We start from the raw sequence: 22,052 nt of genomic DNA, 5'->3' as shown, positions 1-22,052 counted from the left end.
GACGCGTTCAGTGCCTGTTCCTGCCGCGCCCGTCCTTGCCGCGCGGTTCCTGCACCGCGTACGCCTCCACCGACCACAGCGAGTAGCCGAAGCGGGTGGCCCGCTTGTCGCCCTGGATGCGGACGAACCGGGCGTTCTTGGCGTCCATCCGGACGGACTCCCGGCCGCCCTTGCCGTCCCGGACCGTGGCCGCCGTGCGCCAGGTGCGGCCGTCGGGGGAGACCTGGACGCGGTAGCCGGCGGCGTAGGCGTCCTGCCAGTGCAGGACGAGCCGGCCGAGGCGGGTCGGGTGGGCCAGCGCGAACTGGAGCCAGGCACCGTCCTCGGCGGTGGACGACCAGCGGGTCCTTGGATCGCCGTCGGTGGCCGCGGACGCCGGGAAGTCGGGTGTCTCGTCCCCGGAGGAGGTGGCGACGGTGCCGCGCGCCAGGTCCTTGCCGCCGGTGCGCGGATAGGTCCGCACCGTCAGTGTCTGCCGCGCGCCGCCGATGTCCACCGGGATCTCGTACGTCCCGGAGGGGGCGTCCTCGGGGACGTCGACCGTGATGCGGACCGTGGCGGTGCCGCCGCGCGGTGCGGTGACCTCGCCGGGGGCGTGCACGGTGAAGCCCTTGGGTGCCTTGACCGTCAGCTTCTCGTGGACGTCGGCGGGGCGGCGGGAGTAGATCCGGGCGTCCACCGTGGTGCTGTCGCCGGGCTGGGCGTCCGCCTCCTCGCGGGACAGTTCGAGCCCGGCCCGCTCGGTGTCCGCAAACCAGGGGGTGAGCGCCTTGACGGACGGTGCTTCCGCGCCGTTCGCCCAGGTCAGCCGTACCGCGTCGGCCCGCAGCCGTGGGGTGTGCGACTCCGTCCAGCCGGTGGCGGAGAGCCGGCCCAGACGGCGCCAGCCCTCGCCGGGGACGTGCGCCTCCAGGGACACGGCGCGCGCGGCGGCGCCCGGCTCGGTCAGGGCGGTGACCGCGGCCAGCCGGCGGGCCCGCTCGAAGGGGACGGTCAGGGACCTCGGGCCGGTGTCCTCGTCGGGCTCGGGGGTCTCGTGGCGGGCGCCGGTCCAGGCGTCGGCCTCGGTCATCGCCCGCTCCAGGAACGGTGCGAGCACCCCCTTGCCGACCGTCGCCGGGCTGCGCGCGATCTCCTTGCGCAGCCGCTGCGCCGTGCGCTGGGCGGACCAGGCGGTGCCGCCGTCGTCGTGTGCCTGCGCCATCAGCGTGTCCACGGCGTGCGCGCCGGCGGTGCCGTAGCGGGCCAGTTGCTGGGCCCAGGGGCGGATCTCGGCGGCCAGATCCGGGTTCAGGTGGTCGGGCGCGCTGCTCATGGTCCGGAACGCGCTCCGCAGCTTCCGGGCCGCCTTGGCGAGGTCCGCGTCCTGGCCGGGCCGGCCGTGGTTGGTCGCCGCCTCGCGGGCCGCCCAGAAGCGGTCGATCAGCACTCGCAGATACCGCGACTCGGTCCGGTCCAGCACAGAGGAGGAGTCGTTGCCGGCCAGCGCCCGCAGCGCGGCCCGGGCCCGCGGATCACCGCCCGCCAGATCGTCGACGGCCGCGTCCCAGGACTCCGCGGGGCGGTAGTCGCGGGGGTTCCAGGCATAGTCGGCGGCCGTGAACAGCGGGATACGGGAGGCGAGCGGCTGCTCCATGGCGTTGGCGAGCAGCGCCGAGGAGCCGGTGGCGACGGCCGGCTCACGGCCCCGGTAGGGGCCGAGGAAGATCCGGTCCTGGGCGTAGTCGTTGACCGGGTAGTTGTCCATGGTCACCAGCGGGTGGCCGAACGCCTGGCGGGCGGTGGACAGCTCCCCGCCGGTGATGGTCCGCGGGACCACCCCGATACCGGTCCAGGCCACCTCGACCCCGTCGCCGAGCGCGTCGGAGAGCGCGCTGCGGTACGTCGTCGAGCCGTCCTGGTAGTACTCGGTCGGCATCAGCGACAGCGGCCCGGCCTCCGGGTGCCGCTCCGCCAGGTGCGCGGAGAGCGCGTTGGCGATCTTGGCCTGTGCGGTGGCCGCGGCTCGCGGGCCGGAGCCGAAGGTGTCCTCGTCGGCGTCGCAGTGCCATTCGCTGTAGCTGACGTCCTGGAACTGGAGCTGGAAGGAGCGCACGCCCAGCGCCCACATCGCGTCCACCTTGCGCCGCAGCGCCCGCAGGTCCTCCTCGGACGAGTAGCACAGCGCCTGGCCGGGCGCGAGGGCCCAGCCCAGCGTGACGTGGTTGGCGCGGGCCCGCTCGGCCAGCGCCCGGAAGTCGTCGCGCTGCGCGGCCGGGTAGGGCTCGCGCCACCGGGCCTGGCGGTACGGGTCGTCGCCGGGCGCGTACAGATAGTGGTTCTGCTTGGTGCGCCCCATGAAGTCCAGCTGAGCCAGCCGCTGCGGCCGGCTCCATGGCTGCCCGAAGAACCCCTCGGTGGTGCCGCGCACGGCCGTACCGGGCCAGTCCCGTACGGCGACCGAGGCCAGCTCCCGCCCGCCGTCCGCACCCTCGGTGACCAGCTGCCGCAGCGTCTGCGCGGCATGGAAGAGGCCGTCCGGGCCGACGCCGTCCAGGGCGACCGTGTCCCGGCCCGCGACCTGGCCCACGGCCAGCCGGTAGCCGCCGGAGGGCAGGTCCCCGCGGGCCGGGGCCCGCAGCGCCCGCAGCGCGTCCGCGGCCTGCTCGCCGCCGGCCCGGATCACCGGCCCGGCCGCGGGCAGCCGGTCGCCGGGCGCCAGGGTCCGCACGGTGTGCACCCCGGCGTCGCGCAGCAGTCCGCGCAGCACGTCCAGGGCGTAGGGGTCGGTGTCCGGCGCCGCCACCAGCGCCGCCTCGCGGGTGAGGGGCACCGGGGCGCCGAGATCCCGCATCGACTGGGGGCGCGGCCAGACCGCGGGTGTGCGCCCCGCGCCGGCCGGGCGGTCCGGCTGGTCGGGCGTGCCGATGGCGGGGTCGGCGGGCGCGGCCTGGGCGCCGGGCGCCCCGCCGAGCAGCCCTCCGATGACGGCGGCGGCCAGGGCGGTGGTCCCCGCCACCCGCGCGCGGGCGCCCGCGCCGCTCCCCTTGCCGCCCCTACCGATCTTTCCGCCGCTCCATACGCCCCGGCCTCGCACGGCTGCTCCTCGTCCCCGTCCATCACTCGCCGGTCCGCACCGGCGCCCCATTTCCCCGCCGATGCCCGTTCGGACAGACCTTCGGCCGTGAGCCCACCATTGTGGCGGTGAGGGTGTCAATAAGGCCATGGCGGCGTCCCCTACGACGGCATACGTACGGCTTTCGTCAGGTGCCGCGGGTGGGGGACCGAGGGGCTGGACGGCCCGCAGAACTTTCGTCGCGGGGCCCGCTTTCTCCGCGTTCTCTGCGCCCGCCGGTGTCCGGCGCAGTGAAATCGCCTGCGTGGGGGATAATGAGACGTGGGTCACGTTTCGTGAGCAGATACGTCTGCGATCGTGTCGAGTGGGTAGGGCCCACGTGTCCCACTACCGATGAACGGGAGGCCCTCGTGGCCGCATCCGCTCAACTGCTCCTCGACGCTCTGTCCTCCAAACCGGGAGGTGCGACGATGGAGCCCGATCTCTTCGACGGGGTGTCCGACCCCGATTCCGGCCTCGACGGCTCCGGCTCCTACAGCTTCGTCGAGCCGCCACTGACCAGCGAGCCCCCGCTCGCCGACGCCGCACCACTGACCAGCGAGGTCCCGATCGCCGCCGAGCTGCCGCTGACCAGCGAGCCGACGGCCGCGGGCATGGGCACGGAGTCCATGGAGGTCTGAGGACCCATGGGCCGCGCGCGGCTCGCCCGGCTGCACGGCGTCGCCACGTCGTACGAACCCTCGCCGGGCACGAGCGTCCAGATCGCCGACGACACCGTTGTCGCCGTGCTCGCCGCATTAGGGGTCGACGCCTCGACCCCGCACGCCGTACGCGCCGCCCTGGCCGCGTACGAGGACGACGCGCGCCGCGCCCTGCTGCCCCGCACCGTCGTCGCCCGGCCGGACCGGCCACCCGACCTCGTGCGTCTCCCCGAAGGCACCGTCCTCCGGGTCGAGACCGGGGACGGGGAGGCGGCAGACCTGGGGGCGCCCGATCCGGCGGCGCTCGCCCGGCTGCCCCTGGGCATCCATGTACTGGAGGCCCGGGCCCCCGGCGGCCGCACCGCCCGCGCCCCGCTGATCGTCGCGCCCGACCGGGTGCCCGCACCCCCCGGCCGCAGCCACGGCTTTCTGGTGCAGCTCTACTCGCTGCTGTCCCGGCGGTCCTGGGGCATGGGCGACCTCGGGGACCTCGCCGATCTCGCCGCCTGGTCCGGGCGCGCCCTGGGCACCGGCTTCCTCCAGCTCAACCCCCTGCACGCGGCCGTCCCCGGCCCGCCCACCGACCCGTCGCCGTACCGGCCCTCCTCGCGCCGCTTTCCCGACCCGGTCCATCTGCGGATCGAACACATCCCGGAGTACGCCCACCTCACCGGGACCGCCCGCTTACGGGCCGGCGAACTGGCCGCCCGCGCCGATGCGCTCCGTTCCGAGGTGCTCGAACGGGGCGCGCTGATCGACCGGGACGCGGTCTGGGCACTCAAGCGGGAGGCGCTGGAGCTGCTGTGGGCGGTGCCGCTCGGTCCGGGCCGGCGGGCCGCGTACTGCGACTTCCTCGCCGAGCAGGGCCAGGCGCTGGAGGACCACGCCACCTGGTGTGCGATCGCCGAGCGGCACGGCCCCGACTGGCGCGGCTGGCCCGCCGGGCTGCGCGAGCCGCGGTCCCCGGACACCGCCCGGCTGCGGCACCGGCTGCTGGACCGGATCGATTTCCACTGCCGGCTGGCCTGGCTCACCGACCAGCAGCTGGCCGCCGCGCAACGGGCCGCGCGGGACGCCGGGATGGCCGTCGGGCTGGTGCACGACCTCGCCGTCGGCGTGCACCCCTCCGGCGCCGACACCTGGGCGCAGCAGGACGCCTTCGCCGCCGGTATGTCCATCGGGGCGCCGCCGGACGCCTTCAACGCCCGCGGCCAGGACTGGGGCCTGCCGCCCTGGCGCCCCGACGCGCTGGCCGCCGCGGGCTACGCCCCCTACCGGGAGCTGCTGCGCGGCCTGCTGCGGCACGCCGGGGCGCTGCGGATCGACCATGTGATGGGGCTGTTCCGGCTGTGGTGGGTCCCGGAGGGCCGGCCCCCGACGGAGGGCGCCTATGTGCGCTACGACGGTGAGGCGATGCTCTCCGTGCTGGCCCTGGAGGCGCGGCGGGCCGGGGCCGCGGTGATCGGCGAGGACCTGGGCACCGTCGAGCCGGGCGTCCGCGAGGCGCTGGCCGCCCGCGGCGTGCTGGGGACCTCGGTGCTGTGGTTCGAGCGGGACTACGGGAACGGGGAGCGGGACAGGGCGGACGCGGAGGACGCAGGGGACGCGTCGGCGCGGGCGGCCGCGTCTGACGGCCCGGGAGCGGCCCCGGCGCCGGAGGCGGTGGCCGAGGGTGCCGGCGCGGGTCCGGCGGGGGAGGGCGGGACGGTCCGGGACGCCGCCCCCGCGTCCGGCGCCGTGGCCCGCATCCTGGCGCCCGAGGAGTGGCGCAGCGGCTGTCTCGCCACCGTCACCACCCACGATCTGCCGACCACCGCGGCCCGGCTGACCGGCGCGGACGTGGCCCTGCGCGAACGGCTCGGCCTGCTCGCCGGGCCGCCGGAGCGGGAGCGCTCCCGCGCCACCCAGGAACGCACCGAATGGCTGCGGGAGTTGGTGCGGCGCGGGCTGCTGCCCGAGGGGCCGGGCGACGAGGAGGCCGCGGTCAAGGCCGTCCACCGCTTTCTGCTGCGCACCCCGGCCCGGATGGTCGGCGTCTGGCTGCCCGACGCGGTGGGGGACCGGCGCCCGCAGAACCTCCCCGGGACCTGGGATGAATACCCGAACTGGCGCCTGCCGATCGCCGGCCCCGACGGCCGCCCGCACACCCTGGAGGAGCTGGCCGCCTCGCCTCGACTGCACGCCTTGATGCGGGAGTTGGGGGAGGGGAACCTCTAGGTCACCGGCCGGCGGTCCCGCGGGACGGGCCGGATGGCGCCGGTGACGCCGCACCGCGGCCGGGCCGCAGCCGGGCCGCAGCCGGTGAGATTCGCGCAAGGGCGGGGCCGCCGGTTGTGCCACCCCGGGCGTGCGGGGCGGCGGGGCGTCCGATACGTTGACTTCGTGAGCAACAAGGTCAATAAGAATGTCCTGCGCGCCGGAACCATCACCGCCGGCACCGCGCTGATGCTGCTGATGTCGTCCCCCGCGTTTGCGCTCACCCGCGACGATGGTGACGACCCGGGTCCGGGTCTGAGCGTGATCGAGACGCTCGGCCTCTACGTCGCTTTGCCCATCGTTCTCTTCCTGGTCATCGCCGGGCTGGTCATGGTGGGCGACAAGTCCCACAAGCAGGCCGGGTCCAAGGGCTGACACCGGGCACCAGTGACGCCGCAAGGGCGCCCATCGGTTACGAGAACCGAGGGGCGCCCTTTGTCGTACCCGGATATTTCCGCAGGTGAAAAAGGGGTTGCGAGGCGGCTATCGGGCGTTTTTCGGCCGGTTTGCGAGGGGGCTGTGTTTAACCGGCCCTAACCTACGATGACGTAACCTACGCAGCCGTAGGTCAAACCTACGGTCCCGTAGGTCATCGTCCCCAGGAGTTCCCCCCGTGACCATCGCCCCCGCCCGCCATAACGGAGAGCTCGGCCAGGCCGCCTGGAGCGACGCGCAGTTGCTCTACGCGCTCGAAGAGGTCGTCGAGAAGGAACTCAACCGCCATCTGAAGGTCGCCAAGGACTGGATGCCCCACGAGTACGTGCCGTGGAGCGACGGGCGTAACTTCCCCGGGCCGCTGGACGGCGACGCCTGGGACCCCGAGCAGTCCAAGGTCAGCGACATCGGCCGGATCGCCCTGGTGGTCAACCTCCTCACCGAGGACAACCTCCCCAGCTACCACCACGAGATCGCCACCCTCTTCGGCCGCGACGGCGCCTGGGGCACCTGGGTGCACCGCTGGACCGCCGAGGAGGGCCGGCACGGCATCGTGATGCGTGACTACCTGCTCACCAGCCGGGCCGTCGACCCGGACGAGCTGGAGCGGTTCCGCATGGCCCACATGTCGGAGGGCTTCGAGTCCGACAACTCGCACAGCATGCTGCACTCGGTGGCGTACGTCGCCTTCCAGGAGCTGGCCACCCGCATCTCGCACCGCAACACCGGCCACCACTCCGGTGACCCGGTCTGCGACCGGATGCTGGCCCGGATCGCCACCGACGAGAACCTCCACATGGTCTTCTATCGCAACCTCCTCGGTGCGGCCTTCGAGATGGCGCCCGACCAGACGATGTGCGCGGTGCGCGATGTCGTCACCGGCTTCCGGATGCCCGGCCACGGGATGCCCGGCTTCGAGCGGTCCGCCGCCCGGATGGCCATCGGCGGGATCTACAACCTGCGCATCCACCACGACGATGTGCTCCAGCCGGTGCTGCGCTTCCTGAAGGTGCTGGAGATCGGCGGGCTGGGCCCGGCCGGGCTGGCGGCGCAGGAGGAGCTGGGGCTGTTCATGGACGGCCTCGACGGCCAGGCCCGGAAGTTCGACGAGCGCCAGGCGGCCATCCTCGCCCGCCGCAAGGCCAACCGCGGCTGAAGCGGCACGGCCGTTCCGCGTCACCGTCCACGGCGGCGGTGACCGGGGCGGCGGATGCGTACGCTGCCCGCATGGCCGACTGGGACCTCAAGAAGCTGCGCATCCTGCGCACCCTCCACGAGCTGGGCACGGTCACCGCGACCGCCGAGGCGCTGCACATGACGCCCTCGGCGGTCTCGCAGCAGCTGACCGGGCTGGCCAAGGCGCTCGGGGTGACGCTGCTGGAGGCGCACGGCCGGCGGGTACGGCTGACCGACGCCGCCCAGCTGGTGCTGCGCCATGCGGAGGCGGTCTTCGCTCAGCTGGAGCGCGCCGACGCGGAGCTGCTCGGCTACCTCCGGGGCGAGGCCGGCCAGGTCCGGGTGGGGGCCTTCTCCACCGCCATCCCGGCGCTGGTGGTCCCCGCCGTACAGGAGCTGCGCCGTACGCACCCGGGGCTGTCGGTCGTCGTACGGGAGGCGGAGGCGGAGGCCGCGTACGAGCTGCTGGCGGAGGGCAGTGTCGATCTGGCGCTGTCGCTGGCCGCGCACGCCCCCACCCCGCGCGACCCCAAGTTCAGCCGGGTGTCGCTGCTCGCCGACCCGCTGGATGTGGCGCTGCCGGCCGGCCACCGGCTGGCCGCCGAGCCGGGGCTGCGGCTGGCCGATCTGGCGGACGAGCCCTGGATCTTCGGCAGCAGCGGGCCCTGGTCGCAGATCACCACGGCCGCCTGCGAGAACGCCGGGTTCGTGCCCGAGCAGGCGCATGCCGCCGCCGACTGGAGCGCGATCTGGGCCATGGTCGCGGCGGGGATGGGGGTGGCGCTGGTGCCCCGGATGGCGAGGGCGGGCGGCATCGGCGCCTTCGGGCGCGGGGGAGTGACGCCGGGCGGACGCGGCGGCCGCGAGGGGGTCGCGCTGCGGGTGCTGTCCGGTGACCAGCCGCGCCGTCATGTGATCGCCGCCGCGCGGCGCGGCTCGGAAGGGGCGCCGGGCCTGGCCCGGGTGCTGGCGGCGCTCCGGCAGACGGCCGCCGCGCAGCCGCCGGGAGAGCAGACGTAGACGTAGACCTCTTCAGACCTTTCAGTTTTGCTGAACGTATTCGTCGAAAACTTTCGATGGACCTGTGGGGTGCTGCGCTGCGACGGTGAAGTGGTCCGCACTTCCACGCACCGAAAGGCAGCGATGACCGCCAACCCGGCCGCCGACTCCACCGATCCGCACGCCAACGACGCCAACCCGTACGGTGGCGGAGACCCCTACGCCGACTACCGCGGCGGGGACTTCCCCTTCACCTCGCTCGTCGACCTCGCCGACCGCCGCCTCGGCGCCGGGGTGATCGCCGCGAACGACGAGTTCTTCGCCGAGCGCGAGAATCTGCTGAAGCCGGGCCCGGCGGTCTTCGACCCCGAGCACTTCGGCCACAAGGGCAAGATCATGGACGGCTGGGAGACCCGGCGGCGCCGCGGCACCGACGGCGACCACCCCTTCCCCACCGACGACGACCACGACTGGGCGCTGATCCGGCTCGCCGCCCCCGGCGTGATCCGCGGCATCGTCGTCGACACCGCCCACTTCCGCGGCAACTACCCCCAGCAGGTCTCCGTCGAGGCCACCTCGCTGCCCGGCAGCCCCGGCCCCGAGGAGCTGCTCGCCGGCGACGTGAAGTGGGAGGAGCTGGTCCCCCGCACGCCCGTACGGGGTCATGCCGCCAACGGCTTCGAGGTCACCGTCGAGCGCCGCTTCACGCATCTGCGCCTCAAGCAGCACCCCGACGGCGGCATAGCCCGTCTCCGGGTCCACGGCGAGGTCGTGCCGGACCCGGCGTGGCTCGATGTGCTCGGCACCCTCGACCTGGCCTCCGTCCTGCACGGCGGCACCGTCGAGGACGCCTCGGACCGCTTCTACTCCTCGCCCACCCAGATCATCCGGCCCGATCTCTCCCGCAAGATGGACGACGGCTGGGAGAACCGCCGCCGCCGGGTCAAGGGCACGAACGACTGGGTGCGCTTCCGCCTCGCCGCACAGGGCGAGATCCGGGCGGTGGAGATCGACACCGCCTACCTCAAGGGCAACTCCGCGGGCTGGGCCGCCCTGTCCGGATGCGACGGCGACCCGGCCGACGAGAGCTCCTGGTTCGAGATCCTGCCGAAGACGAAGCTCCAGCCCGACACCCCGCACCGCTTCGCCCTGCCGGCCGCCGTCACCGCCACGCACATCCGGCTGGACGTCTTCCCCGACGGCGGCCTCGCGCGGATGCGGCTGCACGGCTCCCTCACCGAGGCCGGCCGGGCCGCCCTGCGCCACCGCTTCGACGCCCTCAACGGCTGAGCCGCACCCCGCTTCCGTTGGGCCCCGCGGGAGGGGGCGGGGCCCGACGGACCCCGCCCCCTCCCGGCGGACGGAGCGCACCGGGCGCCCGCCCGCCGGGCCCGTGGCGGCCGGTACGCGCCGGTCAGGCCGCCGCGTCGGCCTGCTGTGCCTTCAGCGCCCGCTCGATGCCGGCCCGCGACTCGGTCATCAGCCGGCGCAGCGCCGGGGTCGGCTCGGCCGAGGCCAGCCAGGCGTCCGTGGCGTCCAGGGTCTCCTGCGAGACCTGGAGCGCCGGGTAGTGGCCCACCACGATCTGCTGCGCCATCTCGTGGCTGCGGGAGTTCCAGATGTCCTTCACCGCGGCGAAGTACTTCGCGGTGTACGGCGCCAGCAGCTCCCGCTGGTCCGGCTGGACGAAGCCGCCGATGACGGCCTCCTGAAGGGAGTTGGGGAGCTTGTCCGACTCCACGACCGAGGCCCACGCCTCGGCCTTCGCCTCCGTCGTGGGACGCGCCGCGCGCGCCGTCGCGGCATGCCGCTCACCCGCGGAGGTCTTGTCCCGGTCCAGCTCCGCCGCGATGGCCTTCTCGTCGGCCCGGCCGGTGGCCGCCAGCCGCTGGAGCAGCGCCCAGCGCAGCTCGGTGTCCACGGCGAGCCCGGAGATCTCCTCCGTACCGTCCAACAGGCCCTGGAGCAGATCAAGTTGGGCGTCCGTACGGGCCGATGCGGCGAACGCGCGGGCCCACGCCAGCTGGTGGTCGCTGCCCGGCTCGGCCGCCCGCAGCTGCTCCAGCGCCGCCGCGGTCCAGGTCGACAGACCCGTCTCGCGCCAGTCCGGCGCCGCGTACAGGTCCAGTGCCAGCTTCACCTGGCGGTGCAGCGACTGGACGACACCGATGTCCGACTCCTTGCCGATGCCCGACAGCACCAGTGAGAGATAGTCCCGGGCGGGCAGTTCGGCGTCCCGCGTCATGTCCCAGGCCGACGCCCAGGACAGCGCGCGCGGCAGCGACTCGGCGAAGTCGCCGAGGTGCTCGGTGACGGTCTTCAGCGACTCCTCGTCCAGCCGGACCTTGGCGTACGACAGATCGTCGTCGTTGAGCAGCAGGACGGCCGGCCGCTGCTTGCCCACCAGCTGCGGTACGGGGGTCAGCGCACCGTCCACGTCCAGCTCGATCCGCTCGGTCCGCACCAGCTTGCCGTCCCGGAGGTCGTAGGCGCCGACGGCGATCCGGTGCGGCCGCAGCACCGGCTCGCCCTTGGCGCCGGCCGGCAGCGCCGGAGCCTCCTGCTTCACCGCGAAGGAGGTGATGACGCCCGCGCCGTCCACCTCGATCTCCGGCCGCAGGATGTTGATCCCGGCGGTCTCCAGCCACTTCTTCGACCAGGTCTTCAGATCCCGCCCGCTGGTCTCCTCCAGCGCGCCCAGCAGATCCGGCAGCCGGGTGTTGCCATAGGCGTGCGTCTTGAAGTACGCCTGCACGCCCTGGAAGAACTCGTCCATCCCGACGTAGGCGACCAGCTGCTTGAGGACGCTGGCGCCCTTGGCGTAGGTGATGCCGTCGAAGTTGACCAGGACGTCGTCGAGGTCATTGATCTCGGCCATGATCGGGTGGGTGGACGGCAGCTGGTCCTGCCGGTACGCCCAGGTCTTCATGGAGTTGGCGAACGTCGTCCAGGAGTGCGGCCACTTCGACCCCGGGGCGTAGGCCTGGCAGGCGATCGAGGTGTAGGTGGCGAACGACTCGTTCAGCCACAGGTCGTTCCACCACTCCATGGTGACCAGGTCACCGAACCACATGTGCGCCAGCTCGTGCAGGATCGTCTCCGCGCGCATCTCGTACGCCGCGTCCGTCACCTTGGACCGGAAGACGTACTGGTCGCGGAGGGTCACCGCGCCCGCGTTCTCCATCGCGCCGGCGTTGAACTCCGGCACGAAGAGCTGGTCGTACTTCGCGAACGGGTAGGCGTAGTCGAACTTCTCCTGGAACCAGTCGAAGCCCTGCCGGGTGACCGCGAAGATCTCGTCGGCGTCCAGGTGCTCGGCCAGCGACGGCCGGCAGTAGATGCCCAGCGGCACCGTCTGCCCGTCCTTCTCGTACGTGCTGTGCACGCTGTGGTACGGGCCGACGATCAGCGCGGTGATGTAGGTCGAGATCCGCGGGGTCGGCTCGAAGCGCCAGATGTTGTCGCTCGGCTCCGGCGTCGGCGAGTTGGAGATCACCGTCCAGCCCTCCGGGGCCTTCACGGTGAACTGGAACGTCGCCTTCAGATCCGGCTGCTCGAAGGACGCGAACACCCGCCGGGCGTCCGGTACCTCGAACTGGGTGTACAGATAAGCCTGCTGGTCCACCGGGTCGACAAAACGGTGCAGTCCCTCACCGGTGTTGGTGTAGGCGCAGTCCGCGACGACCGTCAGCTCGTTACGGCCGGCCCGCAGCCCCGCCAGCGCGATCCGCGAGTCCTGGAACACCGCACCCGGGTCCAGCGCCTCGCCGTTGAGCACCACTTCGTGCACGGCCGGCGCGACCAGATCGATGAAGGAGTCCGCGCCCGCCTCGGCGACGTCGAACCGCACGGTGGTCACAGACCGGTACGTGCCCCCGCTCCCGTCCTCGCCCGACCCGGAGGCGCCGCCCTCCTGCGCACCGGAGAGGTCGAGGTCGATCTCATACGCGTCCACGGTCAGCAGGCGCGCCCGCTCCTGCGCCTCGTCGCGGGTCAGATTTGTGCCAGGCACCCGGCCATCTCCTTCGTATGGGTCATCACATCGGACTCTTCGGCCATCCTTCCATGTGGTCCGGGCGCCATGAGGGGCAGTTTTGAGGTAGCACTGCGGTGGCTACCCCAGTAGTATCGAAGGTATGAAGATTAGTGTCAGTCTGCCGAACGGGGATCTTGTTTTCGTCGACGAGTACGCCGCGAGAACGGACGCCGAATCGCGGTCGGCGGTGATACACGCCGCGATCGAGCTGCTGAGGCAGTCGGAACTGGAGGCGGATTACGCCGCTGCGTGGGACGAATGGGAAGCCGGCGGCGAGGCGCAGGCATGGGAGCCGACCGCGGGGGACGGGCTCACCGATGCGGCGCGGTGACATCTACCTGGTCGACCTCGAACCGGTCCGCGGCAGCGAGGCCGACAAGGCGCGGCCCGTGGTGCTGGTCTCCAACGACGCGGCGCATCGTTCGGTCGAGCGCACGGGGCGTGGCGTGGTCACGGTCGTCCCGGTGACCTCCAATGTCAGCCGCGTCTTCCCGTTCCAGGTGCTGCTGTCCGCAGCGGCTTCCGGGCTGTCCCGCGACTCGAAGGCCCAGTGTGAGCAGGTCCGCTCGGTAGCTGTGGAGCGGGTGGGGCGACGCATCGGCTCCGTGCCACGGCAGACGATGACCGACCTCGACGCCGCGCTGCGTCGGCATCTGGCGCTCTGACGAAACGGCGGGTGCCCGTACGGAGACTCCGTACGGGCACCCGCCGTCGTGCGGTGCTGCGGTCAGCCGCGCAGCTCCGCGGCGACCAGCTCCGCGATCTGGACGGCGTTCAGCGCCGCGCCCTTGCGGAGGTTGTCGTTGGAGACGAACAGCGCCAGACCGTTCTCGACGGTCTCGTCCTCGCGGATCCGGCCCACGAAGGACGCGTCCTGGCCGGCGGCCTGGAGCGGGGTGGGCACGTCGGCGAGGGTGACGCCGGGGGCGCCGGCCAGCACTTCCTGGGCCCGCGCGGGGCTGATCGGACGCGCGAAACGGGCGTTGATCTGGAGCGAGTGGCCGGTGAAGACCGGGACGCGGACGCAGGTGCCGGACACCTTCAGCTCCGGGATCTCCAGGATCTTGCGGCTCTCGTTGCGGAGCTTCTGCTCCTCGTCGGTCTCGTTCAGCCCGTCGTCGACGATCGCGCCGGCCATCGGCAGCACATTGAAGGCGATCGGGGCGACGTACTTGTCCGGCTCCGGGAACTCCACGGCCGCGCCGTCGTGCGTCAGCTTGGTGGCGTCCTGCTCGATGACCTTGCGGACCTGGCCGTCCAGCTCCTCCACACCGGCCAGACCGCTGCCGGAGACCGCCTGGTAGGTGGCGACGACCAGCGAGACCAGCCCGGCCTCGTCGTGCAGCGGACGCAGCACCGGCATCGCGGCCATGGTCGTGCAGTTCGGGTTGGCGATGATGCCCTTGGGCCGGTCCGTGATGGCCTGCGGGTTGACCTCGGAGACGACCAGCGGGACCTCGGGGTCACGGCGCCAGGCCGAGGAGTTGTCGATCACGACCGGGCCGGCGTCGGCGACCTTCTCCGCCAGCGCCTTGGACGTGGCGCCACCGGCCGAGAAGAGGACGATGTCCAGCCCGGAGAAGTCCGCGGTGGCCGCGTCCTCGATGGTGATCTCGGTGTCCTGCCAGGGCAGGGTGCGTCCGGCGGACCGGGCCGAAGCGAACAGCCGCAGCTGCTCGACCGGGAAGTTCCGCTCGGCGAGAATGCCTCGCATCACGCCGCCGACCTGTCCGGTGGCTCCGACGATTCCGATCCTCATGGGACTCCTTCTTTCTGGCCTGGCTCGGGTGTCTGCTCGGAACACCTGCTCAGTACTGCCTCCATCATGTGTGTGATACCCGTCGCCTTGTCCAATCCGTTCCATTCCGTGGCGGGTCAGGGGCGGGATGAATACGGAGCGTGACATTCCGCTTGCGGTTGGTCTCTGTCCGGCGAACCCGGATGCTCCGGGTACCCCGCGGGGTGAATTTCCGGTGACCTCCGGCCGCACCCCCGGGCAGGGCTCCATGACCGGCCGGTGGCCGGCAGATCCCCGTCCGGTGATGGGTTCTCCACGTTGCGGTGGCGTTCACGCGCAGGTCACCCCCGGTGCCAACGATCCAAGGTGACAGGGCAGTTGTGCTGCCCGGCCGCCTTCGCGTTCGCACCCGGGGAGCCCGCGTATGTCCCGTATACGGTCCGCCGCCGCCACTCTCGACCGCCGTACGTTCCTCGCCGCCACCGGAGCCGTCGGTGCCGCCACCGGGCTGGGGCTCGCCTTCGGACCGGACCGGGCGGCACAGGCGGCCACCGTCAGCCCCGGCCCGGCCCCGGCCGCGCCCGTACCGGTGGAGGCGCCCGCCGTCCCCCGCGTCCCCTACACCCGGGGCACCACCCTCGGCAGCGTGTCCGCCCCGCGTGGCAGCGGAGGCTACCGCCGGCTCGGTGACGGCCCCGCCTGGGACCGGGTGGTCCGTACGGAGCTGGGCACCGCGCACGGCGGGCGGGACGGCCGGCGGACCGCGCTGGCCTCGTTCGTGCAGTTCACCGATCTGCATCTGGTCGATGTGCAGAGCCCGCTGCGCTACGAGTACCTGCGCGCCGAGACCGCCAGCGCCTGGCGGCCGCAGGAGGCGCTGTCCGTGGCCGGCGTCGTCTCGCTGATCGAGCGGGTCAACGCGCTGCCCGGCGGGCCCGCCACCGGCGCCCCGCTGGCCTTCGTGATGACCACCGGCGACAACACCGACAACAACTCCAAGCTGGAGCTGGAGTGGTACCTGACCGCGATGAGCGGCGGAAAGATCACCCCCAACTCCGGCGACCGGCGCCGCTACGAAGGCGTCCAGGACAGCGGGCTGAAGCTGTACTGGCAGCCGGACAGCGCGCTGCGCGACGCCGACAAGCAGCTGGGCTTCCCGCGGCTGGACGGGTTCCTGGAGGCGGCGATCCGGACCGTCCACAGCCCCGGCCTGCGGCTGCCCTGGTACTCCACGGTCGGCAACCACGACTCGCTGCCCGGCGGCTGCTACGCGCCCGGTGACCCCTTCTGGGCCGAGATCGCCACCGGGGAACGCAAGCTGGAGTCGCTGCCCGCCGCCGAGGCCGCGAAGGTGTGGAAAGCGGTCAAGGACGGCCTCGACCCCAAGGGGGAGGACTTCAAGCGGCTGCTGACGTCACACGCCAAGCAGGCCCGGCGGGTCACTCCCGACGAGCGGCGCGCCCCCTTCACCCGGACCGAATATCTGCGCGCCCACCTGGACCCGGCGCACACCGGCCACGGCCCGCACGGCCACGGCTACACCGCCGCACACCTCGACGGGAACCGCCTCTACTACAGCTTCCGGATCTCCGACGACGTCCTGGGCATCAGCCTGGACACCACCGACCCCGGCGGCCACTACACCGGCTCGGTGGGCGACGCCCAGCTGCGCTGGCTGGAGCGGACCCTCAAGGAGAACGAGAAGGGCGAGAAGGCCCATGTGCTGGTCTTCAGCCACCACACCAGCAAGTCGATGAACAACACCCGCCCCGACCCGGCCCGGCCGCAGGAGAAGCGGCACACCGGAGCGGAGCTGGTCGAGGTGCTGGCCGCGCACCCCGGCGTCGTCGGCTGGATCAACGGCCACAGCCACAAGAACGAGATCATCGCGCACGACGGCTTCTGGGAGATCTCCACCGCCTCGCACATCGACTTCCCGCAACTGGCCCGGGTCATCGAGCTGGTGGACAACCACGACGGCACGCTGTCGCTGTTCACCACCCTGATCGAGTCGGCCGCCCCGCACCGCACGGACTTCACCGACTTCTCGCAGACCGGCCTGGCCGCCCTCTACCGCGAGCTGTCCTTCAACGCGCCCCAGTCCCGTACGGACCTCGCGGGCACGGCCCGGGACCGCAACGTCGAGCTGCTGCTCAAGCGCTGACGGGCTCGGGCCCGCTACCGCGGCAGCACCACCACATACGCACCCGGCTCCCGGTCCCCGGCGGCCATCAGAGCCGTCCGGACCACCGCGGCCTGCTGCTCCGGGGACTGCCGCAGGGTGCGGGGCAGACAGCGGACGACGGTGATGCCCAGCCGCTCCAGATGCTCGCGCTTCTGGAAGAACGGGTTGTGCAGCGGGTCCTCCTCGGCGCGCGGCGCCCGGGTGTCGATCTCCAGGGCCACCGAGTGCTCCGGCCAGAAGGCGTCCACCCCGCCCAGCTGCGGCCCGCCCGGCAACCGCAGATCGACGTTCCACAGCGGGTCGGGCAGCCCGTGCGCCCGCACCATGGCGTACAGCTGCTGCTCGGCCAGTGCCCGGCCCTCGGCCAGCAGGGTGTCCACCGCGTCGACCACATGCGGCCGGGTCAGCAGCCGGGCCCGGCTCAGCTCCCGCACCACCGCGCTCGCCTCGCAGTGGCCGCCGCGTACCGCCTCGGTCAGCAGCCGGCGCACCGTCGCGGCATCGGTGAGCGCACCGACCGCGTCGGCCAGCGCCCGCGGCACCGGCGCGGCCGGCACCCCGGTGAGGTCCTGGGGGACGGGCAGCTCCACCGCCCGCAGGATCCGCGCGAAGCCGGTGGAGCGCAGCCGCCGGGTGCGGGAGACCAGCACCTCGATGCGGTTCAGGGCGAGTAGCGGGGGCGCCTCGGTGAAGCCGTGCAGGGCCAGCGCCGCCAGGCCCGTGATCATCGCCTCCGGGGCGTCTCCCGACGGACCGGTTTGCCTGGGGACGCCCGGCCCCCGGTGACTGGCGTACAGCAGGACCGCGTGCAGCCGCTCCTCGCTGGTGGGCGGGCCCGGGTGCAGCAGGTAGATGCCCGGGAGCACCTGCTGCCAGCCGCCGCCGGGGCGGCAGCGTTCGGTGGTCTCCGCGGCGGCGACGCCGTGCTCGCGCAGCTGACGGGTCGTCATCACCCGGCGCCGGGAGGCGGTCAGGTGCTGGAGGGGGAGGGGGGAGAGCGGGGTGTCGTGGTTCATGACGGGTCGATTCCCGCCCCCGCTCCGCCCCCTAACCGCTGTTACACGCCCGTATCACAAACCGGACAACCCTGTACTAAAGTACGGGCGTTCGAGTGCCGAAAGAGGCTGGTCGACACGGGGGTTACGGCCGCCCCCCGGCCGCCTCGTCACAAGCCTGTGCCCGCAGCGCCCGGGCCAGATCGTCCCGCTCCTCCAGCACCAGCCGGCGCAGCGCCGGCGCCGCCTGCCCGTGCTCCGCCAGCCAGCGGTCCGCCGCCTCCAGCGTGGACCGCTCCACCAGCGAGGCCGGGAACAGCCCGCGCACCACATCCATCGCGATCTCGATGGACCGCTCCCGCCACACCCGCTCGATCTCCGCGAAGTAGCGCGGGGCGTACGGGGCCAGCAGCTCCCGCTGCCCCCGCTGCGCGAACCCGGCGATCGACGCCTCCACCAGGGCGTTGGAGAGCGCGTCGGATTCCACCACGTCCGCCCACGCCTGCGCCTTGACCTCGGCCGAGGGGCGGGCGGCCAGACAGCGCACCTGGTGGCGCTTGCCGGACGCGGTGTCGTCCCGGGCCAGCTCGGCGGCGAGTGCCGCCTCGTCCGCGACGCCGTGGGCGGCCAGCGGCTCCAGCAGGGTCCAGCGCAGCTCCTGGTCCACGTCCAGGCCGTCGATCTTCGCCGTACCGTCCAGCAGGCCCTGGAGCAGCTGGAGATCGGCGGGGGTGGTCGCGAGGGCGGCGAAGTGCCGGGCCCAGGTGAGCTGATGGCCGCTGCCGGGCTCGGCCAGCCGCAGCTCGTGCAGCGCGCCCTCGGCCAGCTCCCGCGCGGCGGACTCCCGGCGGTCCGGCGCGGAGTAGTACTCCAGCGCTGTTTGGGCCTGCCCGTGCAGCGACTGGAGCACCCCGATGTCGGTCTCCTGGCCCGCGAACCGCCGCACCAGGTCGAGGTAGTCGCGGGCCGGCATCAGCCCGTCCCGGGTCAGCCCCCACAGCGCGGCCCAGCACAGCGCCCGCGCCATCGGGTCGGCCAGGTCGCCGAGCCGGGCCCGCAGGGTGGCCAGCGATCCCTCGTCGAAACGGACCTTGCCGTACGTCAGATCGTCGTCGTTGACCAGGATCAGCTCGGGCCGCTCGGCCCCGGACAGCTCCGGCACGGCCGTCCGCGGCCCGGAGACATCCACCTCGGCGCGGGCGTAGCGCACCAGCGCCGGGTCCGTGCCCCGGCGCCGGTAGAGCCCCACCGCGACCCGGTGCGGCCGCAGCTCCGGCCGCTCCTCGGCGGCCTCCTGGAGGATGCTCAGCTCGGTGATCCGGTCCTGGGCGTCATAAGTGACCTGCGGGGTGAGGGAGTTGACGCCCGCGGTCTCCAGCCAGGCGCGCGACCAGCTCGCCAGGTCCCGCCCGGACGTCTCCTCCAGCACCGTCAGCAGATCCGTCAGCCGGGTGTTGCCGTAGGCGTGCCGCTTGAAGTAGCGCCGGGCGCCCTCCAGGAACGCCTCCTGCCCCACATAGGCCACCAGCTGCTTGAGGACCGCGGCGCCCTTGGCGTAGGTGATGCCGTCGAAGTTGAGCTTGGCGTCCTCCAGATCACGGATGTCGGCGGTGACCGGGTGGGTGGAGGGCAGCTGGTCGGCGCGGTAGGCCCAGGACTTGCGGCGGTTGGCGAAGGTGATCCAGCCGCCCCGGAAGCGCGTGGCCTCCACCAGCGCGAACGCGCCCATGAAGTCCGCGTAGGACTCCTTCAGCCACAGGTCGTCCCACCACTGCATGGTGACCAGATCGCCGAACCACATGTGCGCCATCTCGTGCAGGATGACGTTGGCCCGGCGCTCGTATGACGCCTCGGTGACCTTGCCGCGGAAGATGAACTCCTCGCGGAAGGTGACACAGCCCGGGTTCTCCATCGCCCCGAGGTTGTACTCCGGGACGAAGGCGGTGTCGTACTTCCCGAACGGGTACGGGAAGTCGAAGTGGTCGTGGAAGAAGTCCAGGCCCTGCTTGGTGACGGTGAAGACGTCGTCCGCGTCGAAGTGCTTCGCCAGCCCCTTGCGGCACAGCGCGCCCAGCGGAATCTCCAGCTCGCTGCCGTCCTCGAAGGTGCGGCGGTAGGTGTCGGAGACGAAGTGGTACGGGCCGGCGACCACGGCCGTGATGTACGTCGAGATCGGCTGCGTCGTCGCGAAACGGTGCCGGCCGTCCTCGGCCCCGCCCTCCTGCGCGCCGTTGCTGACCACCAGCCAGCCCTCGGGCGCGGTCACTTCGAAGGTGAACGGGGCCTTCAGATCGGGCTGTTCGAAGTTGGCGAAGACCCGCCGGGAGTCGGCCGGTTCGTACTGCGTGTAGAGGTAGACCTCGCCGTCCTCGGGGTCCACGAAGCGGTGCAGGCCCTCACCGGTCCGGCTGTAGGCGCACTGGGCGTCGACGACGAGGGTGTTCTCGGCGGCCAGCCCGTCCAGCGTGATCCGGGTGCCGTCGAACACCGTCCCGGGATCCAGCTCCCGGCCGTTGAGGGTGACCGAGGTGACCGAGGGAGCCAGCAGGTCCGCGAAGGTCGAGGCGCCGGGCTCGGCGCAGCGGAAGCGGAGCGTCGTACGGGAGCGGAAGGTCTCGGCCGAGGCGTCACCGGCGACCGCTGAGCGGACATCCAGCGCCACGTCGTAGGCGTCGACGCTCAGCAGCCGGCCCCGCTCACGTGCTTCGTCCCGGGACAGATTCTCACCTGGCACGACGTGACTCCCTCGTCCTCGTCTCGAATATCGAACACGGGGAATCATGGCACGCCCTCCCTTGGTTGAACCGTCCAGGAACAACACCGCCGACCGACGTGCACAGCCGTGAAGAGGAGACCCCGTGTCCGAGACCGCGAAGACCCCCGCAGACTTCTGGTTCGACCCGCTGTGCCCGTGGGCGTGGTTGACCTCCCGCTGGATGCTGGAGGTGGAGAAGGTGCGCCCGGTCGAGGTGCGCTGGCATGTGATGAGCCTGGCGGTGCTGAACGAGGACAAGCTCGACCAGCTTCCGGAGGAGTACCGCGAGAACATGCGCCCCGGCGGCAAGGCCTGGGGCCCGGTGCGCGTGGTGATCGCCGCGCAGCAGCTGCACGGCGACGAGGCGGTCGGCAAGCTCTACACCGCGCTCGGCACCCGCTTCCACAATGAGGGCCTCGGCGTGAACCCCGAGAGCATCGCCGCCGCCCTGGAGGACGCCGGCCTGCCCGCCGACCTGATCGAGTACGCCGACAAGGACACGTATGACGCGCAGCTGCGCGCCTCCCACAAGGAAGGCATCGACCTGGTCGGCCAGGAGGTCGGCACCCCCGTCATCGCCGTCCCGGGGCACGACGGCGAGCAGATCGCCTTCTTCGGCCCGGTCGTCACCCCGGCCCCCAAGGGCGAGGAGGCCGCCAAGCTGTGGGACGGGACGCTGATGGTCGCGTCCATCCCGGGCTTCTACGAGATCAAGCGGACCCGGACGCAGGGCCCGGTCTTCGACTGAGACACCTGCGGCCGAGACACATGGGAGCGCCCCCGCACGTATCGGACGTGCGGGGGCGCTCCGTCATTCCGCCCGCCCAGCGAAAGGTGAGAAGACGATCACGAGGCGGGACGTCTGTAACGGTGTTACGGCGCCAGCAGCAGGTTGTTGGCGCGCTGCTTGGCGGACGTGTACCGCTTGGCGACGTCCTGCCAGTTCACGACCTGCCACATGGCCTCGATGAAGTCCACCTTCTGGTTCTTGTACTGGAGGTAGAAGGCGTGCTCCCAGGCGTCGAAGACCAGGATCGGGACCGAGCCCTGGCCGACGTTGCCCTGGTGGTCGTAGATCTGCTCGACGATCAGCCGGCCGGTGACCGGCTCGTAGGCGAGGACGCCCCAGCCGGAACCCTGGGTGGTGGCGGAGGCCTTCGTCAGCTGGGCCTTGAACTTCGCGAACGAGCCGAAGGACTCGGCGATCGCGTCGGCCAGCTCGCCCACACCGTCCTTCTCCAGCGGCTCGCCGCCGCCGTCACCGGTCATGTTGTGCCAGTAGATGCTGTGCAGGATGTGGCCGGAGAGGTGGAACGCGAGGTTCTTCTCCAGACCGTTGATGCTGCCCCACTGGTCCTTGTCGCGGGCCTCGGCGAGCTGCTCCAGGGTGTCGTTCGCCCCCTTCACATAGGCCGCGTGGTGCTTGTCGTGGTGCAGCTCGATGATCTCGGGGCTGATGACCGGGGCCAGTGCCGCGTAGTCGTAGGGGAGTTCCGGAAGTGTGTAGGTCGCCATGCCGATCCCGCCTCCAAGCTGCTTACCGGCAGTAGTTGCAAACAATGTGCAAGAGCACGCTACCAGCAGGAGTGATCACCGGCCGGTTGTGGGGACCGGCCCGGTCCCAAAGACGGAGGCGGGGGGGGGGGGGGGGGGGGGGGGGGGGGGGGGGGGGGGGGGGGGGGGGGGGGGGGGGCGGGTTGCTTTTGCGGGTTGCCCCTCCA

General features: G+C 72.3%; 16 protein-coding genes. 10 read left to right on the top strand and 6 right to left on the bottom strand.

Annotated features, from left to right (window positions below):
* Positions 1-7: 7 nt before the first annotated feature.
* Entirely contained in the window at positions 8-2,998 is a 2,991-nt protein-coding gene (locus ACZ4XD_RS32400) for a beta-N-acetylglucosaminidase domain-containing protein (RefSeq protein WP_468048036.1), read from the bottom strand.
* 467 nt (positions 2,999-3,465) lie between these two features.
* On the opposite strand from ACZ4XD_RS32400, the gene ACZ4XD_RS32395 reads away from it, so the two are divergent.
* The 6 genes from ACZ4XD_RS32395 to alc all read left to right on the top strand — a co-directional run bounded on the left by ACZ4XD_RS32395 (position 3,466) and on the right by alc (position 9,912).
* Positions 3,466-3,735: a hypothetical protein gene (locus ACZ4XD_RS32395; RefSeq protein ID WP_042154838.1), complete on the top strand. Its 270-nt coding sequence runs from the start codon at positions 3,466-3,468 to the stop codon at positions 3,733-3,735.
* A gap of 6 nt (positions 3,736-3,741) precedes the next feature.
* Positions 3,742-5,973 carry a 4-alpha-glucanotransferase gene (malQ, locus tag ACZ4XD_RS32390; RefSeq protein ID WP_468048009.1) on the top strand — a complete coding sequence of 744 codons (2,232 nt, stop codon included), beginning with the start codon at positions 3,742-3,744 and terminating at the stop codon, positions 5,971-5,973.
* Between the two features lie 165 nt (positions 5,974-6,138).
* Complete coding sequence (locus tag ACZ4XD_RS32385) at positions 6,139-6,387, top strand: hypothetical protein (RefSeq protein ID WP_042154835.1); 249 nt, start codon at positions 6,139-6,141, stop codon at positions 6,385-6,387.
* 238 nt (positions 6,388-6,625) lie between these two features.
* Complete coding sequence (locus ACZ4XD_RS32380) at positions 6,626-7,603, top strand: acyl-ACP desaturase (RefSeq protein ID WP_468048007.1); 978 nt, start codon at positions 6,626-6,628, stop codon at positions 7,601-7,603.
* 71 nt (positions 7,604-7,674) lie between these two features.
* Positions 7,675-8,643, top strand: coding sequence for a LysR family transcriptional regulator (locus ACZ4XD_RS32375; RefSeq protein WP_468048005.1), 969 nt, complete (start codon positions 7,675-7,677; stop codon positions 8,641-8,643).
* A 123-nt stretch (positions 8,644-8,766) separates the two neighbouring features.
* Entirely contained in the window at positions 8,767-9,912 is a 1,146-nt protein-coding gene (gene alc / locus ACZ4XD_RS32370) for an allantoicase (RefSeq protein WP_468048003.1), read from the top strand.
* Positions 9,913-10,036: 124 nt separating this feature from the next.
* On the opposite strand, the gene pepN (ACZ4XD_RS32365) is transcribed toward alc, so the two are convergent.
* Positions 10,037-12,634 carry an aminopeptidase N gene (gene pepN / locus ACZ4XD_RS32365; protein ID WP_468048001.1) on the bottom strand — a complete coding sequence of 866 codons (2,598 nt, stop codon included), beginning with the start codon at positions 12,632-12,634 and terminating at the stop codon, positions 10,037-10,039.
* Between the two features lie 124 nt (positions 12,635-12,758).
* Here pepN (ACZ4XD_RS32365) and ACZ4XD_RS32360 point away from each other — a divergent pair, with 124 nt between their 5' ends.
* Both ACZ4XD_RS32360 and ACZ4XD_RS32355 read left to right on the top strand, forming a co-directional pair.
* Positions 12,759-12,989, top strand: a complete 231-nt coding sequence (locus ACZ4XD_RS32360) for a ribbon-helix-helix domain-containing protein (RefSeq protein ID WP_468047999.1) — start codon at positions 12,759-12,761, stop codon at positions 12,987-12,989.
* Entirely contained in the window at positions 12,976-13,323 is a 348-nt protein-coding gene (locus tag ACZ4XD_RS32355; RefSeq protein ID WP_468047997.1) for a type II toxin-antitoxin system PemK/MazF family toxin, read from the top strand. The genes ACZ4XD_RS32360 and ACZ4XD_RS32355 overlap by 14 nt, the downstream gene beginning before the upstream one ends.
* A 62-nt stretch (positions 13,324-13,385) precedes the next feature.
* Here ACZ4XD_RS32355 and ACZ4XD_RS32350 read toward each other — a convergent pair whose 3' ends face one another.
* Positions 13,386-14,417, bottom strand: coding sequence for an aspartate-semialdehyde dehydrogenase (locus ACZ4XD_RS32350; protein WP_468047995.1), 1,032 nt, complete (start codon positions 14,415-14,417; stop codon positions 13,386-13,388).
* Between the two features lie 403 nt (positions 14,418-14,820).
* On the opposite strand from ACZ4XD_RS32350, the gene ACZ4XD_RS32345 reads away from it, so the two are divergent.
* Complete coding sequence (locus tag ACZ4XD_RS32345; RefSeq protein WP_468047993.1) at positions 14,821-16,560, top strand: TIGR03767 family metallophosphoesterase; 1,740 nt, start codon at positions 14,821-14,823, stop codon at positions 16,558-16,560.
* A 14-nt stretch (positions 16,561-16,574) separates the two neighbouring features.
* Here ACZ4XD_RS32345 and ACZ4XD_RS32340 read toward each other — a convergent pair whose 3' ends face one another.
* Positions 16,575-17,597 (bottom strand): hypothetical protein, encoded by a 1,023-nt coding sequence (locus tag ACZ4XD_RS32340; protein WP_468047991.1) that lies wholly within the window; start codon positions 17,595-17,597, stop codon positions 16,575-16,577.
* A gap of 124 nt (positions 17,598-17,721) precedes the next feature.
* Positions 17,722-20,310, bottom strand: coding sequence for an aminopeptidase N (gene pepN, locus ACZ4XD_RS32335; protein ID WP_468047989.1), 2,589 nt, complete (start codon positions 20,308-20,310; stop codon positions 17,722-17,724).
* A gap of 124 nt (positions 20,311-20,434) precedes the next feature.
* Between pepN (ACZ4XD_RS32335) and ACZ4XD_RS32330 the strand changes: the two genes are divergently transcribed.
* Positions 20,435-21,079, top strand: a complete 645-nt coding sequence (locus ACZ4XD_RS32330) for a mycothiol-dependent nitroreductase Rv2466c family protein (RefSeq protein ID WP_468047987.1) — start codon at positions 20,435-20,437, stop codon at positions 21,077-21,079.
* A gap of 125 nt (positions 21,080-21,204) precedes the next feature.
* Here the strand turns inward: ACZ4XD_RS32330 and ACZ4XD_RS32325 are convergent, their stop codons facing one another.
* Entirely contained in the window at positions 21,205-21,846 is a 642-nt protein-coding gene (locus tag ACZ4XD_RS32325; RefSeq protein WP_042154812.1) for a superoxide dismutase, read from the bottom strand.
* Positions 21,847-22,052: the final 206 nt, after the last annotated feature.

The organism is Streptomyces sp. NPDC029466 (assembly GCF_055574515.1).
This window is presented reverse-complemented; position numbering and strand designations above follow the sequence as displayed.